The sequence below is a fragment of the Candidatus Symbiopectobacterium endolongispinus genome, from assembly GCF_018777385.1.
Taxonomy (GTDB): Bacteria; Pseudomonadota; Gammaproteobacteria; order Enterobacterales; family Enterobacteriaceae; genus Symbiopectobacterium; species Symbiopectobacterium endolongispinus.
The window spans coordinates 199,142-213,654 of the sequence record NZ_JAFJYB010000002.1; the positions used below are offsets into that span (position 1 = coordinate 199,142).

Sequence of the window (14,513 nt, forward strand, 5' to 3'; positions counted from 1 at the left end):
CTGGTGTAAGCTAGGACGGTTGGTTCAGTAACATTGCGAGATAATACGATGATCAAACAACGTACATTAAAGCGTATCGTACAGGCGACGGGCGTCGGTTTGCATACCGGCAAGAAAGTCACGCTGACGATGCGACCTGCACCGGCGAATACCGGGGTCATCTATCGCCGCACTGACTTGAATCCACCGGTTGATTTTCCGACTGATGCCAAATCCGTGCGTGATACTATGCTCTGTACTTGCCTGGTAAACGAGCATGACGTGCGTATTTCAACGGTGGAACACCTGAACGCCGCCTTGGCGGGGTTGGGTATCGATAACATCGTGATTGATGTTGATGCCCCGGAAATTCCAATTATGGATGGCAGTGCCAGCCCGTTCGTTTACCTGCTGCTTGATGCCGGTATTGAAGAGCTGAACTGTGCCAAAAAGTTTGTTCGCATCAAACAGCCTGTGCGGGTTGAAGACGGTGATAAATGGGCAGAACTGACCCCGTATAACGGTTTCAGCCTTGATTTCACTATCGATTTTAACCACCCAGCCATTGATGCAGTCTCACAGCGCTATTGCCTGGATTTCTCAGCCGATGCGTTTATTCGCCAGATCAGCCGTGCGCGTACTTTCGGCTTTATGCGTGATATCGAATACCTGCAATCCCGCGGCCTGTGCCTGGGCGGCAGTATGGATTGTGCTATCGTGGTAGACGATTATCGTGTGCTGAACGAAGATGGCCTGCGTTTTGAAGACGAGTTTGTGCGTCACAAAATGCTGGATGCTATCGGCGACCTGTTCATGTGTGGTTATAACATCATTGGTGCGTTCTCTGCGTTCAAATCTGGTCACGCGCTCAACAACAAATTGTTGCAGGCGGTGTTGGCTAAGCAGGAAGCGTGGGAATACGTCACCTTTGAAAACGAGCGCGCGAAGTGCCATTGGCGTTCAAAGCGCCTTCTACGGTGCTGGCGTAACCGACATCGGGCGTTAGTGTCGTCGTTCAGGCGAATGTGACAGATTATTTCTTCTGTTGGCTGGTTTTACTTGTACCCTCTCCGGCGAGTGAAGCCAGCCTTTCTAATATTTTCCTCAATTTTTCCGGACTGTGGCTGGCTAAATGTCGGAGCGTCTCGGCACTTTGTTCGCTTAGTTGACGGGGCGGTGTATCTGAATTTTTGTTTTCTGCGCTCAAATTATACTTTCCCGATACATTTTCATCCCCTTTTGCGGCCAGCGCGGGATTAATCCTGATGTCGATCGATGCCAATGATGGTAATATCTGAGCGCGCAATGCTGAGAGTAACGAGGGTTGCTCATAACGTAACCGCATTAACCAGCTTGCATTGGCAGTTTCCAGAATCAGGTGGCCTTGTCGGTAATTCGCGACGCGACACCACTGGTGCAGTTGAGAAGGCAGTAAGCCTTTCACGGCCCGGTTAAGTTTTAACAAGGCAATAGCGCGCTGTTGGACATCGTGCAAGGGGCCTTTATTTCCCCCTGACACGCTATCGAACAGGGACTCCAGTGATTGGGGGCGGCTATCACGCATAGGCATCAGGCTCCGGTGGGCAAATAAACTCGTCATGGGTATTCTAAATCGTTGGCGACAATTTGGCAGACGTTATTTTTGGCCACATCTCCTGTTGGGGATGGTTGCGGCCAGCCTTGGTCTGCCGACCAGCCTTAACGAAACCAACGAGTATGCTTCTGCGTCAAATGCGACGGCCAGTATCAGTCGCCAGAATCCCGTTGCTTTCAGCCTGACCGAACTGGCCAGTTTGAAAGAGGTGTATCGCCGCACGTCATTTGGTATCGATTATTGGCATCAACATGCCATTCGCACGGTTATTCGCCATCTCTCGTTTGCGTTGACGGTGCCTCAGGCACACGTATTGCCGGAGGCCGAGGCGGCGTTGAGTGCTCACCCGCTGGTGATTCTGGATACGCTCAATGCGCTATTGACGTTGCCGGAAACCCCCTCGGCGTTACACCCCTTACCGCGTGGCACCCTGGTTTTTGCCGCTTCTCCTCACCGTACCGGGCTGTGGTTGTCTCAAGTCCGTGGCATCCGTGCCGGGCCAGCATTCTCTGCCTGACACGCCGTTTCACTCGAGTTTTCCTGGCGTATAACGATGAACATGGACAATGTCACTGTTCTGAATATAAACGCGAATACCGCTTCTTCTCGCCGATCTCCGGATTGCGATGAAAGGAATTATGAGTAGCTATCGTATCGTCGCTGAAACAGCGGCCTACGTGAGAATAAAATCATTATGTTAACCAGTATCCTGACTAAAGTTTTTGGCAGCCGTAACGATCGTACGCTGCGCCGTATGCGTAAAGTGGTTGATGTGATCAACCGAATGGAACCGGCCATCGAAGCGCTGTCGGATGATGAACTGAAGGCAAAAACCGCTGAATTCCGCGCGCGTCTTGAAAAAGGGGAAACCCTTGAAGCGTTACTGCCTGAGGCGTTTGCGGTGGTGCGTGAAGCCAGTAAGCGTGTGTTTGGTATGCGCCATTTTGACGTCCAGTTGATGGGCGGCATGGTACTGAACGAACGCTGCATCGCAGAAATGCGTACCGGTGAAGGTAAGACTCTGACCGCAACGTTGCCTGCCTACCTCAATGCCCTGACCGGCCGTGGCGTGCACGTGGTGACAGTGAACGACTACCTGGCACAGCGTGACGCCGAGAATAACCGCCCGCTGTTTGAATACCTGGGCTTGACGGTTGGCATCAACCTGCCGGGCATGCCTGCACCAGCCAAACGTGAAGCCTATGCGGCCGATATCACTTACGGTACCAACAACGAGTACGGCTTTGACTATCTGCGCGACAACATGGCATTCAGCCCCGAAGAGCGCGTGCAGCGTAAGCTTTATTATGCGTTGGTGGATGAAGTGGACTCCATCCTGATTGATGAAGCGCGTACCCCGCTGATCATTTCCGGTCCGGCGGAAGATAGCTCCGATCTCTATATTCGCGTCAATAAAATCATTCCGCACCTGATTCGTCAGGAAAAAGAAGACTCCGATACCTTCCACGGTGAAGGGCACTTCTCGGTGGATGAAAAAGCGCGTCAGGTTAACCTGACCGAACGCGGTCTGGTACTGGTGGAGGAGCTGCTGGTAAAACAAGGCATCATGGATGATGGGGAGTCGCTGTATTCTCCAACCAATATCATGCTGATGCACCATGTTACCGCAGCGCTGCGCGCCCATGTGCTGTTCACCAGTGATGTTGACTACATCGTAAAAGACGGCGAAGTGATCATCGTGGATGAGCACACCGGTCGTACCATGCAGGGACGTCGCTGGTCCGATGGTTTGCACCAAGCGGTGGAAGCCAAAGAGAACGTGAAGATCCAGAACGAAAACCAGACGCTGGCGTCGATCACCTTCCAGAACTACTTCCGCCTGTACGAAAAGCTGGCCGGGATGACCGGTACGGCCGATACCGAAGCGTTCGAATTCAGCTCCATTTATAAGCTCGATACCATTGTGGTACCAACCAACCGCCCGATGATCCGTAAAGATTTACCCGATCTGGTCTACATGACTGAACAGGAAAAGATCGACGCGATCATCGAAGATATTAAAGAGCGTAGCGTGAAGGGCCAGCCGGTGTTGGTGGGGACTATCTCCATCGAAAAATCGGAAGTGGTGTCAGAAGCGCTGACCAAAGCAGGCATCAAGCACAACGTCCTGAACGCCAAATTCCACGCCAAGGAAGCGGATATCGTTGCGCAGGCCGGTCAGGCAAGTGCAGTGACCATCGCCACCAACATGGCGGGCCGTGGTACCGATATCATGCTGGGCGGCAGCTTGCAGGCTGATTTGGCGCTGCTGGACGATCCGGATGAGGCAGCGATTGCCGAAGCTAAAGCCGCATGGCAAGTACGTCACGATGCGGTATTGGCAGCCGGTGGTTTGCACATTATCGGTACGGAACGTCATGAATCACGCCGTATCGATAACCAGTTGCGTGGCCGTTCTGGTCGTCAGGGGGATGCGGGTTCCTCCCGTTTTTACCTGTCGATGGAAGATGCGCTGATGCGTATTTTTGCTTCCGATCGCGTCTCCAACATGATGCGTAAACTGGGAATGAAACCGGGTGAAGCCATTGAGCACCCGTGGGTGACTAAGGCGATCGCTAACGCCCAACGCAAAGTGGAAAGCCGCAACTTTGATATTCGTAAGCAGTTGCTGGAATATGATGACGTGGCTAACGATCAGCGTCGTGCCATTTACACCCAGCGTAATGAATTGCTGGACGTGGTGGATATAAGCGAAACCATCAACAGCATCCGTGAAGATGTGTTTAAACTGGCTATTGATAACCACATCCCGCCGCAGTCGCTCGAAGAGCAGTTGGATATCGAAGGGCTGGAGCAGCGCCTGAAAAACGATTTCGATCTCGATTTGCCGATTTCAGCCTGGTTGGATGAAGAGCATACGCTGCATGAAGAGACCCTGCGTGAGCGTATCCTGCAACAGGCCATCGATGTCTATCAGCGTAAAGAAGAAGTGATCGGTATCGATGTGATGCGCAACTTCGAGAAGGGCGTGATGCTGCAAGCGCTGGATTCTCTGTGGAAAGAGCATCTGGCGGCGATGGATTATCTGCGTCAGGGTATCCACCTGCGCGGTTATGCGCAGAAAGATCCGAAGCAGGAATACAAGCGCGAATCCTTCTCGATGTTTGCCAACATGCTGGAGTCCTTGAAATATGAAGTGATCAGCACGCTGAGCAAGGTGCAGGTCAGAGTGCCGGAAGAAGTTGAAGCGCTGGAGCAACAGCGTCGCGAAGAGGCGGAGTGTCTGGCGCATCAGCAACAGCTGAGCCATCAGAGCGACGATCAGGTCAGCGCGGCGGCAGCGGCTGCCGGGCAGGGCGATCGCAAGATTGGTCGTAACGATCCGTGCCCGTGCGGCTCTGGTAAAAAGCACAAGCAGTGCCATGGCCGTTTGCAGCACTAATGCCTCGCTCACTGTGATATAACGAAGAGGCGGTCAATGACCGCCCTCTTATTTGGCTGGAGTCTGAAGGAGTCTGAAGGAGTAAGTCGTGCGTAAACACCTGAACGTTGCGGTAGGCATTATTCGTAATGCGCAACGCGAGTTTTTTATCGCCCGTCGCCCTCAGGGCGTACACATGGGAGGAATGTGGGAGTTTCCTGGCGGAAAAGTGGAGCCGGGCGAAACCGCTGAACAGGCGCTGATTCGTGAACTGCGTGAAGAAGCGGGGATTGAAGCGCTGGCACCGATAGCTCTGAACAGCAAAACCGTGGAAACCGATGAGCGCATCATTACGCTGTACTTCTTTATGGTTGAACGCTGGCAGGGTGAACCCTATGGGCGTGAATGGCAGCCTTCTCGCTGGCTGGATGCCGCGGCGCTGCTGGAAGATGAATTTCCTCCCGCCAACGCCGAGATGATCCGCTGGCTGAAGGAAACGCATTGCTAAATCGGTGCAACAACCCCGCTGATTAATCGTCAGGCGTTAATGGCGAGGTTCTTCGCTCCATTCGTCGCTGTCCGAAATATCTTCATTGCTCGGGATGCGCTTTTCTTCATCAGCCCATTCCCCGAGATCGATAAGCTGGCAGCGTTTGCTGCAAAAGGGGCGATAAGGGCTATTTTCTCACCACTCCACCGACTTTTTACAGGTAGGGCAGCTAACAGTGAAGGTTTCGTTATCCATGTTTTTTTCCTACAGCAATATCGGTTAACAACAGGCTAATTCAAAGGACAGGCGCGCAGGGACCTGACCATTTTCGCTGTCTAATGGCAAAAAGCGAATCGCAAAGCGTGATTTATGGCCTGATACCTGAGGGTAAAGCTGATGCTCGATAGCCAATTGCAAACGAATCAGGTCGGCATCTACCGCGTTATCTTGAAAGAATCCGTTCAAACTGGTTTGTGCCCGAAAAGTACCCGAGTGGCGAATCAGCTCCAGCACCTGGTCGAGCGAGTTTTTTAGCGGTGACAGCGAGTGTAGCCAGGTATCGATCACTTGTTGCTTCTGCGCCTGCGTCTGATGCAGCCACAGATGCAGGGTTGGCACATCAAAACTGCAACAACCGCCCGGAACGCTCAGGCGCGGCCGTACCATGCCAATTAACTTGTCTTCGCGCAAGAATTGCCCCATGCGCGGGGCAGACATCAGCACGGCCGCGAGTTGCTTCAAACGCTGGCGTAGTGCATGGATACGGTCATGATCGACGCCGGGTACATCGCTCCATTGCAGCAGCTTTTGTTGCTGACGCTCCAGCTCTTTGAGCAGTTCAGTACGAATGTCTCCGCGTTCTAGCACGTCGAGCAAATCGACCACGGCACGGAAGAAGGCAAGCGCACTGCCCATATCTGCCCAACTGTGATTTTCATGCAACTGTTGTAGCAGCGTTTCCAAACGTAGCCAGGTACGCGTCTTTTCATTGAGTGGGTATTCAAACAACACGGTGGAAAGGGCATCGCTCATTGTTACTTGTCCTGTCGGTCGTTGTTGGCGGCAAGGGCGAGGTAGCGTTGATGTAACGCGGCGACCTGCTCCATCCACGCCCCGGGGCGACCGTTGTTATCAATAATGTCATCCGCGCAGGCCAACCGCTGTTCACGCGTTGCCTGTGCCGCGAGTATGTTCTCAGCCTGCTGGCGATTTACCTTGTCGCGAGCAAGCAGGCGTTCTAATTGCGTGTCTCTTTCGACATCAACGACCGCCACGCGCTGTGCCAGGGATTGCAGTCCATTCTCCACCAACAGCGGCACTACCCACAGCACATAGGGGCCTCTTGCCTGCTGCCATTGTCGCCGTGTTTCTGCATGAATCAAGGGGTGCAATAAGGCATTTAGCCACGTTTTATCCTCTGTTGAGGAAAAGATGCGCTGGCGGAGCATGGCACGATTCAAGGTGCCATCGCTATTCAACATATCGTTACCAAAATGCGCCTGAATAGCCGATAACGCTGGCACACCGGGCTCCACCACCTGACGTGCGATGACATCGGCATCGACAACCGGGATCCCGAAGGTGGCGAAGGCATCGGCGACCGAACTTTTGCCGCTGCCGATGCCACCTGTTAAGGCTACGATATAGGTCATAACGCCTTGTGTGAAAATGAGCAGGTAAATTTATGGTATTCTAGCCCAAATAAAGGGAGAATCGCAGTCTTGTTGTTGCATTATTACTGCGTATGATGAGGTAACTGGGAATGGTCCTCTCCCTTTGTACTTTACGTGGCCGCATTGCTGGCATACTCGCCGCTATAACCAGGAAGATAACCGTCATGCGTATTGAAGAAGATCTGAAGCTCGGTTTCAAAGATGTCCTTATTCGCCCCAAGCGTTCTACCTTGAAAAGTCGTTCTGATGTTGAATTGGAACGCCAATTCACCTTCCTTCATGCTCAGAGCACCTGGTCTGGTGTACCGGTGATTGCAGCCAATATGGATACCGTAGGCACCTTTCGCATGGCGCGGGCGCTGGCGGAATTTGACGTGCTGACCGCGGTGCATAAGCACTACAGCGTTGAGCAGGGCGCAGTTCGTCAAAGACGCGCCTGAAACGGTATTACGCCATGTGATGGTGTCCACCGGTACCTCGGAGGCGGATTTCGTTAAGGTGAAACAGATCTTGGCGCTGTCGGCTGAACTCAAATTTATCTGCATCGACGTTGCCAACGGCTATTCCGAGCACTTCGTTAATTTCCTGCAAAAAGCGCGTGAAGCCTGGCTGGATAAGGTCATTTGCGCTGGGAACGTCGTGACGGGCGAAATGGTGGAAGAGCTGATTCTCTCTGGTGCGGATATCGTCAAGGTGGGGATCGGACCGGGTTCAGTGTGTGCCACGCGAGTGAAAACCGGTGTGGGTTATCCGCAACTCTCTGCTGTGATTGAATGTGCCGATGCCGCACACGACTTGGGCGGACAGATCGTCAGTGACGGTGGCTGCTCGATGCCGGGGGGCGTGGCGAAAGCCTTTGGTGGCGGTGCAGATTTTGTGATGCTTGGTGGCATGCTTGCGGGACACGATGAATGTGAAGGCCGGGTGGTGGAAGAGAATGGCGAGAAATTGATGCTGTTCTATGGCATGAGTTCTGCCTCTGCGATGGAGCACCATTCCGGCAGTGTCGCAGAGTATCGCGCCGCAGAAGGGAAAACGGTCAAACTGCCGTTGCGCGGTCCGGTTGATAATACCGTACGTGATATTCTGGGCGGTTTGCGTTCGGCATGCACCTACGTTGGCGCTTCTCGCCTGAAAGAACTCACCAAGCGCACCACGTTTATTCGTGTGGCAGAGCAGGAAAACCGCATCTATAACGGCAACGCATAGCGCCAGCACGCACGGTGCAGACTGCACGAAGATGGCGAAGCGATTACGCATTCGCCATCAGATTCCCGAATTGGAAGATGGGCAGGTACATGGCAATCACCAGCGTACCAATTATGCCTCCAACCAGCACGATCAGCAGTGGCTCCAGCGTGTGGGTTAGCGTTTCAGCACGCTGTGCTGTCTGCTGTTGGTGCCATTGCGCTAACTGGCTAAACATGTTGTCCAGCGCGCCGGTTTCTTCTCCTACGCGAATCAGTTGTGCACAAGGGGTGGGAATAACCTGCTGTAAGGTGTCATTGCCTGTTGCAGCGAGTCCCCCTGCTCTATATTCCGCAGAATCGGGATTAGCGCTTCCTGATAGGCAACATAGGGAAGGGTGGGGGCGGCTGTCAGGCCGGCAGGCAGTGTCAGCCCAGCGCGTTGCGTCAAGGCGAGCAGCGTGAAAAGATAGCTCAATGCCTCTCCTCGTATCAGTGTGCCAAGTAGCGGGATCTTCAGCAAAAAACGTTCTTCCTGCCGTCGTAGGGCTATGGGGCGGGCGCGGCACACTGGATATCCCAGTACGATGCTCAATGGTAGCGTAAGTAGCAGTAGCGCGCGATGGGCTACCACATCTGCCAGTGCCAAAACGCACTGAGTCAGTGGCGGTAGCGGTGTCTCGAATGCCTCATACAGGCTGGCAAATTCGGGTAATACCCATATCAGCATGATGATACTCAGCGTAACGCTAACGCCCAGAACAAAACCAGGATAGCGCAGCGCTTGTTTCACTTTCTTTTTCAGTTGAAGCTGCTGCTCTTGCTGCGCCGCCAACTGTTGGCAACACACATCCAGTTTGCCGGTCATCTTCCCAACGGCAACCAGGGTAGGATAAAGCGTAGGAAACACCTGTGGGTAGTGGCGCAGGACATCGGAAAAAGATTCGCCTTCGGCAATGTCATCGACTAATGTGTTAATCAGGCATCGCCATCCCGGCAGTTATCGCCATCCCGGCAGTTAATGCTGTTCGGCCAGCAGTCGCAGTGCATTCAGCAGCGGCAGGCCAACCTGTAGCAATGCGGCAACCTGTTTAAACAAGGCGATACGGGCCGTTATTTTTCAGTAACGTTGCGTGAGCGTCTGCCGGTATCGTAAACGTAACGGCTGGTACCCCCTCAGAGCCAGACGTAGATAAACGTGCTGACGCGCATTACCGATGCTTTCTCCGCGCTGTAATTCGCTATTCGACGTGAGAGCAAGCCAAGAGTAGAGTTTTTGTGACATGGCCGCAGTTTCAATGAGAGTGTGGTGATGCACCAATGACACGATACATTTCGGCAGCGGATGTCTCCCCTTGGGAGACCCTTTGTAACGCCGACATGAATAGCGTGTCATAACCCGTTTCGTTGGCCAGTACCGCGAGGTCTTGCGTGCTGGCACCGCGACTCAATGCGTGTCGCAGCGCAGGAGTGAGCGGTAGCAACTCGTAGAGGGCGGTTCTACCATAATACCCCTTCACGCAGTGTTCACAGCCTTGCGCCTCCCAGTGTGGAATGGGGGTTGCCCATAGCGTAGCGGGAAATGTTAATGGCGGGGAAGCCGATGTTTTACAGTGTGGGCAGAGACGCCGTACCAGACGCTGGGCAATGAGCGGCGTCAACGCACCCGCGAGCAAATACCCCGGAATGCCCAAATGCCCGAGTCGGGTCAGGGTTTCAATCACAGAATTGGTATGCAGCGTCGATAATACCAGATGACCGGTTTGCGCTGCTTTCACGGCAATTTCCGCGGTTTCGCTATCACGTATTTCGCCAATCATGATGACATCAGGATCTTGACGCAGCAAGGCACGCAAAATGCGACTGAAATCCAGCTCGGCCTTGAGGTTCAATGCGGTTTGATTGATGCCAGGCAACGGGATTTCCACCGGATCTTCCACACTGCAAATGTTGCGCTGGCTCTCATTGAGCCAGCATATTGCGCTATAAAGCGTCACTGTTTTGCCGCTTCCCGTAGGCCCGGTCACTAGGATCATACCCTGCGGCTGCTGTAACGCCTGTGTCAGGCAGGCGTATGCCGTCTGCGATAAGCCCAGGCTATCGAGAGTGAGCATCTGTTGGTAGGTTTGTAATACGCGCAGTACGATTTTTTCACCTTCCAGTACGGGCAGTGTGGCAATACGCAGCGAGAGCGACTGTGCATTGATCGCAAACGAGAACTGACCGTCTTGCGGCAGACGGCGCTCTGCAATATCCAATTGCCCCATGATTTTCAGTCGTGCGGTAAGGCGTGCCGCCCAGTCCAATGGGAGGGATGAGCAGATATGCAGCACGCCATCAATACGCATGCGTACACGGTAGGTATCCGCCATGGGTTCAAAATGGATATCCGAAGCCCGTCGCTGAAAGGCCTGTGCCAGCGTTTGATTGATATAGTGGATAACGGATGTCTCTTCGTCTGTTCGCTCGGTGGTGGGTGTGACGCTGAACACTGCGTCGCTTTCTGCCGCCTGCGGTAGGGGGTGAAAAGCCTGTTCCAACTTCGCTTGTGACCGGCGTTCCACCACGATATGGCGATTACTGGCAAATTTTAGCGCTGTCAGCAATACGGGAGCCACATCGCCTATGACGGCGATAGTGATGGTTTGTTCATCCAATGTCAGCAGCTGTGCCTGATAGCGTTGGCACAGCTGCTTGATCTCTTGATCCAACGGGGCGTATGTGCGCATGTTTACTTCGAGACATCATCGAAACGAAATACCCGCTCGCAAGCGACTATCAAACTCTCGGCCTGCGAGGTTGCCTGACAATGTCGGCGCCAAATGATGGAACTGCTGCCGCTATCCCAATAGGGTATTAAGGTCACATGCAACCCTTGCAAGGCAGACTGCCCCGTCAAACTAATGACGCCTTGTGTTACGCTGAGATTGCTGACATAGCGTGAGCCTCTCGCGGCGGGAATACCTTGGCTTCCTGCATTACAATGGGCAACGCTGCTGTTTTCTAACGCACACAAATTGACCGCCGTTTGATAAGATGCCAGCGATTGCAGCATGTCTGTCATTGCAGCCTTTTGCAGGTATCCCTGATAAGCGTGGATACCAATGGAGGCGAGAATGGCAACAATCGCGATAACGATCATCAACTCAACCAGGGTGAATCCGCGTTCTGTATTCATCATCGTCCTTTTCAGTCAGCAGGTTTGGCATAAAGGTAGAAGATGCAAGGGGGGTGGGGACGAGCGCATAAATGGATAACTGGAAAGCCGACTCGTAAAGAATGGTTCGGATTGCATGATTCTTTTAAAATCTGAAATCGATATCGCAGAAAATAAATGGTTTTTAATAAATTTATTATATTTTAATGGGTTAGTGGTTGTTTTAAGGATGCCATTGCTAGGAAAATAACCAAAGCTGAGTAATAATGGTATGACACCATTTCTTGGGGAGCATGTGGTATGCAGTTGGAAGCGGGTTGGTTAACAGGCTTAAAACGGGTGCCTTCTCCCCATTGTGACTTGCGCCCGGACGCAGAGCTTCCTTCATTGCTGGTGATACACAATATCAGCTTACCGCCGGGAGAGTTTGGCGGCCCCTACATCGACCAACTGTTCACGGCGACGCTCGATCCCCAGGAGCACCATTATTTTCAGGATATCAGCCATTTACGGGTGTCGGTACACTGTTTGATTCGCCGTGATGGCGGCATTGTGCAATATGTCCCTTTTGATAAACGTGCTTGGCATGCTGGGGTATCTCAGTTTGCCGGCCGTGAGCGGTGTAACGATTTCTCCATTGGTATCGAACTGGAAGGCACTGATACGCTACCTTTTACTCAGGAGCAATACCAACAGCTGACCTGTGTTGCCCGGTTGTTGTTGAACCATTACCCTATTACGCCACAGTGCATTACCGGGCACAGCGATATAGCCCCTCAGCGTAAAATCCGGCCCGGCCTTTGACTGGCAGCACTATCACCAATTGATCCAGGTGCCTGAAATTGACGATAAGAGGAATGAGTGCTCATGACCCTGTTTACCTTGCTACTGGCCCTGACGTGGGAGCGTTTGTTTTAAAAAAACGATCGCTGGCAGATAGACACCCATCTGGAAATGATTTTTCGCCGTCTCTCAGCCCCCTCTTTATTGCAGACATTGCTGTTAGCCTTGTTGGGGATGGCCGCAACTGCTGCGTTGCTGTGGCTGGCGAAGGGGGGTATTATTTGGGCTGGTAGGGCTGTTGCTGTGGATTGCTATCGTACTGTTGTGTCTTGGTGCTGGCGAGGTGCGGCAGCATTACCAGAATTAGCTTGGCGCAGCACAACGCGGTGAACAGGATGCAATGCAAGCGCTGGCAGAAGAGCTGGCTTTGATTCATGGTTTACCGCTGGATGCCACTGAGCGTGAAAAACTGAGTGAATTGCAAAATGCATTGCTGTGGCTCAACTTTCGCTTTTATCTGGCACCGTTGTTCTGGTTTGTGGTCGCTGGGCCATACGGGCCGATAGCGCTGGTTGGTTATGCCATTTTACGCGCTCGTCAAACCTGTCTGGCGCGGCATCATACGCCATTGGCCATTGGCCCGTGCACAATCAGGTGTTGATGCCTTGTTGCGCTGGCTGGATTGGATCCCGGCACGTTTGGCGGGGATCACCTATGCGCTGTTAGGCCATGGTGAAAAAGCGCTGCCTGGCTGGCATCGTTGGGCGATTTGCACCATTCTCCCTATTGGGTTGTTACGCAACTAGCACAATTTTCTCTGGTTCGCGAATCTCACACCGACCCTATTGATGCGCCGCGCGCCGCGGTAATACTTGCGAAAAAGGTTTCTGTGGTGGTGGCTGCACTCACGATTTATGGTACGTTGCTTTGAGTTGCGTCTGGCGGTGTGTACCACAATGTGCCTGGCCATTGATTGGGGGGGCATCCTCCTAGACGCCTAAATCTTGTTCAACGCGGTTTCAAACAGGTTTTCACTCACTTGATGCCCTCTTTAAACCCGAATTATAAAGGGGGGAGCTATTGTGAGAGGGCTAAATAGGTCTAATGAGTTTTAACTCAACGCTTCGCCTTATTGCGTGCTTGGCATTATTAACCCCCAGTTTTTTACGGCATTACCCATATGGTATTTTACCGTAGTGAGTTTTATTGCAAGAATAATAGCGATTTCTTGATATGATTTCCCAATGCTTGCCCAATATAATATTTCATTTTCTCTCTTTGAGAAGACCTTTCTTGATGGCAGCATATTGACGCTGTCCACGTTATTTTCTTTATGATAAAAACCCATTAATTTATCATACGTCGTCAATAACAACATTTGGATATCATTCTTATAATCCGTTATGGTGTTTTCCATATTATGATCATGGTGCTTATCCATGATGATCGATAGGACAGCAAGATGGTCACAATGATCGTGAAGTAAAAAGGTATATCCGTCAACTATGTCATAGTGCCCCACCATTTGGAAAATAATATTTTTTTTGCATCTTTAATTGTTGCTATGCTTTCATGCCAAGAAAATGGTGTGATCCTCGATAATGCAGTCATGAGGACGGGATCGATAAATTGATAATTATGTTGAGTATAGAATGAAACCCACGCTGTCTTATTTGATATTACTGCAAAGTCGGTCGGGTCTTTTTTGTTCATTATAGCATAAGCAAAATTGATGAGGTTATATTCTCCTAATTCTTTTTCTAAATGATTTCTGATTGAAACGTTAATTTCAGTATTATTACAGAAAGCATTTGGCATGTATTTTCTCCATTGCCGAATAAAATTCTTGATAATCTATATCATAGACATGAGAACATGTTGTTACGGGGATTAGACGGAATGCTTTTGACTGAACACGTAGACGTTACCTTGCCGTGAGGTATGTCTATCAAAAGAATGGATTTCTATGAAACGTGAATATTTAGATGGGTATTATTTCATGGTGAAACTGTTGAATGTGAAATTTTTTTGCTACTTTTCAAAGTAAATGGAGAGTATCTAAATTCCTAATTGGTTTCACTGAGCATGGCCAACGATTGACAACATATCTGTTGTCCGCAATAATATGCAAAATTTTTCCCTGGTGTTGGCCAATTTGGTGTATGATCCTCTTCTGGAGGATCACTTTTTTTCGACTCTATTCCCTCATTCTCATGCTCTAACCATAATTCTTTTAATTTATTAATACCAGATGTACTAAAGTACAGC

The 14,513-nt window shown here is 51.5% G+C and carries 12 protein-coding genes and 5 pseudogenes; 7 read left to right on the plus strand and 10 right to left on the minus strand.

Going from position 1 to position 14,513, the window contains the following annotated elements:
• Positions 1-48 precede the first annotated feature (48 nt).
• A pseudogene (gene lpxC, locus JZM30_RS07580) lies at positions 49-968 on the plus strand (UDP-3-O-acyl-N-acetylglucosamine deacetylase).
• 44 nt (positions 969-1,012) lie between these two features.
• Here lpxC and JZM30_RS07585 read toward each other — a convergent pair.
• Complete coding sequence (locus tag JZM30_RS07585) at positions 1,013-1,543, minus strand: DUF721 domain-containing protein (RefSeq protein ID WP_252318779.1); 531 nt, start codon at positions 1,541-1,543, stop codon at positions 1,013-1,015.
• A 34-nt stretch (positions 1,544-1,577) separates the two neighbouring features.
• Between JZM30_RS07585 and secM the strand changes: the two genes are divergently transcribed.
• The 3 genes from secM to mutT all read left to right on the plus strand — a co-directional run bounded on the left by secM (position 1,578) and on the right by mutT (position 5,463).
• Positions 1,578-2,090, plus strand: coding sequence for a secA translation cis-regulator SecM (secM, locus tag JZM30_RS07590; RefSeq protein ID WP_252318238.1), 513 nt, complete (start codon positions 1,578-1,580; stop codon positions 2,088-2,090).
• A 177-nt stretch (positions 2,091-2,267) separates the two neighbouring features.
• Positions 2,268-4,976, plus strand: a complete 2,709-nt coding sequence (gene secA, locus JZM30_RS07595; protein ID WP_252318239.1) for a preprotein translocase subunit SecA — start codon at positions 2,268-2,270, stop codon at positions 4,974-4,976.
• Positions 4,977-5,064: 88 nt separating this feature from the next.
• Positions 5,065-5,463, plus strand: coding sequence for an 8-oxo-dGTP diphosphatase MutT (mutT, locus tag JZM30_RS07600; RefSeq protein ID WP_291831627.1), 399 nt, complete (start codon positions 5,065-5,067; stop codon positions 5,461-5,463).
• Positions 5,464-5,499: 36 nt separating this feature from the next.
• Here the strand turns inward: mutT and yacG are convergent.
• The 3 genes and pseudogenes from yacG to coaE form a co-directional block, all read right to left on the minus strand.
• Positions 5,500-5,700: pseudogene (yacG, locus tag JZM30_RS07605) on the minus strand (DNA gyrase inhibitor YacG).
• A 24-nt stretch (positions 5,701-5,724) separates the two neighbouring features.
• Positions 5,725-6,477, minus strand: coding sequence for a cell division protein ZapD (zapD, locus tag JZM30_RS07610; protein WP_252318240.1), 753 nt, complete (start codon positions 6,475-6,477; stop codon positions 5,725-5,727).
• 2 nt (positions 6,478-6,479) lie between these two features.
• Positions 6,480-7,097, minus strand: a complete 618-nt coding sequence (gene coaE, locus JZM30_RS07615; protein WP_252318241.1) for a dephospho-CoA kinase — start codon at positions 7,095-7,097, stop codon at positions 6,480-6,482.
• Between the two features lie 185 nt (positions 7,098-7,282).
• On the opposite strand from coaE, the pseudogene JZM30_RS07620 reads away from it, so the two are divergent.
• Positions 7,283-8,327: pseudogene (locus JZM30_RS07620) on the plus strand (GMP reductase).
• 43 nt (positions 8,328-8,370) lie between these two features.
• Here the strand turns inward: JZM30_RS07620 and JZM30_RS07625 are convergent.
• The 4 genes from JZM30_RS07625 to ppdD all read right to left on the minus strand — a co-directional run bounded on the left by JZM30_RS07625 (position 8,371) and on the right by ppdD (position 11,483).
• Positions 8,371-8,604 (minus strand): type II secretion system F family protein, encoded by a 234-nt coding sequence (locus tag JZM30_RS07625; protein WP_252318781.1) that lies wholly within the window; start codon positions 8,602-8,604, stop codon positions 8,371-8,373.
• Positions 8,580-9,305 (minus strand): type II secretion system F family protein, encoded by a 726-nt coding sequence (locus JZM30_RS07630; RefSeq protein WP_308167152.1) that lies wholly within the window; start codon positions 9,303-9,305, stop codon positions 8,580-8,582. Before JZM30_RS07630 ends, JZM30_RS07625 begins: the two co-directional genes overlap by 25 nt.
• 295 nt (positions 9,306-9,600) lie before the next feature.
• Positions 9,601-11,034 (minus strand): type II secretion system protein GspE, encoded by a 1,434-nt coding sequence (gene gspE, locus JZM30_RS07635; protein WP_252318242.1) that lies wholly within the window; start codon positions 11,032-11,034, stop codon positions 9,601-9,603.
• A gap of 2 nt (positions 11,035-11,036) precedes the next feature.
• Entirely contained in the window at positions 11,037-11,483 is a 447-nt protein-coding gene (gene ppdD / locus JZM30_RS07640) for a prepilin peptidase-dependent pilin (RefSeq protein WP_286673544.1), read from the minus strand.
• A 279-nt stretch (positions 11,484-11,762) separates the two neighbouring features.
• On the opposite strand from ppdD, the pseudogene ampD reads away from it, so the two are divergent.
• Positions 11,763-12,333: pseudogene (gene ampD, locus JZM30_RS07645) on the plus strand (1,6-anhydro-N-acetylmuramyl-L-alanine amidase AmpD).
• Positions 12,330-13,176, plus strand: a pseudogene (gene ampE / locus JZM30_RS07650) (beta-lactamase regulator AmpE). The pseudogenes ampD and ampE overlap by 4 nt, the downstream one beginning before the upstream one ends.
• A 198-nt stretch (positions 13,177-13,374) precedes the next feature.
• On the opposite strand, the gene JZM30_RS07655 reads toward ampE, so the two are convergent.
• Positions 13,375-13,770: a helix-turn-helix domain-containing protein gene (locus JZM30_RS07655; protein ID WP_252318244.1), complete on the minus strand. Its 396-nt coding sequence runs from the start codon at positions 13,768-13,770 to the stop codon at positions 13,375-13,377.
• Positions 13,749-14,063 carry an autoinducer binding domain-containing protein gene (locus JZM30_RS07660; RefSeq protein WP_252318245.1) on the minus strand — a complete coding sequence of 105 codons (315 nt, stop codon included), beginning with the start codon at positions 14,061-14,063 and terminating at the stop codon, positions 13,749-13,751. Before JZM30_RS07660 ends, JZM30_RS07655 begins: the two co-directional genes overlap by 22 nt.
• Between the last annotated feature and the right edge of the window lie 450 nt (positions 14,064-14,513).

What these genes read in the sequence shown, in the direction of transcription:
- JZM30_RS07585 (WP_252318779.1), bottom strand. Translation starts at nt 1,543, where the DNA reads ATGCGTGATAGCCGCCCCCAATCACTGGAGTCCCTGTTCGATAGCGTG.
- secM (WP_252318238.1), top strand. Translation starts at nt 1,578, where the DNA reads ATGGGTATTCTAAATCGTTGGCGACAATTTGGCAGACGTTATTTTTGG.
- secA (WP_252318239.1), top strand. Translation starts at nt 2,268, where the DNA reads ATGTTAACCAGTATCCTGACTAAAGTTTTTGGCAGCCGTAACGATCGT.
- zapD (WP_252318240.1), bottom strand. Translation starts at nt 6,477, where the DNA reads ATGAGCGATGCCCTTTCCACCGTGTTGTTTGAATACCCACTCAATGAA.
- coaE (WP_252318241.1), bottom strand. Translation starts at nt 7,097, where the DNA reads ATGACCTATATCGTAGCCTTAACAGGTGGCATCGGCAGCGGCAAAAGT.
- gspE (WP_252318242.1), bottom strand. Translation starts at nt 11,034, where the DNA reads ATGCGCACATACGCCCCGTTGGATCAAGAGATCAAGCAGCTGTGCCAA.
- ppdD (WP_286673544.1), bottom strand. Translation starts at nt 11,483, where the DNA reads ATGAATACAGAACGCGGATTCACCCTGGTTGAGTTGATGATCGTTATC.
- JZM30_RS07655 (WP_252318244.1), bottom strand. Translation starts at nt 13,770, where the DNA reads ATGGTGGGGCACTATGACATAGTTGACGGATATACCTTTTTACTTCAC.
- JZM30_RS07660 (WP_252318245.1), bottom strand. Translation starts at nt 14,063, where the DNA reads ATGCCAAATGCTTTCTGTAATAATACTGAAATTAACGTTTCAATCAGA.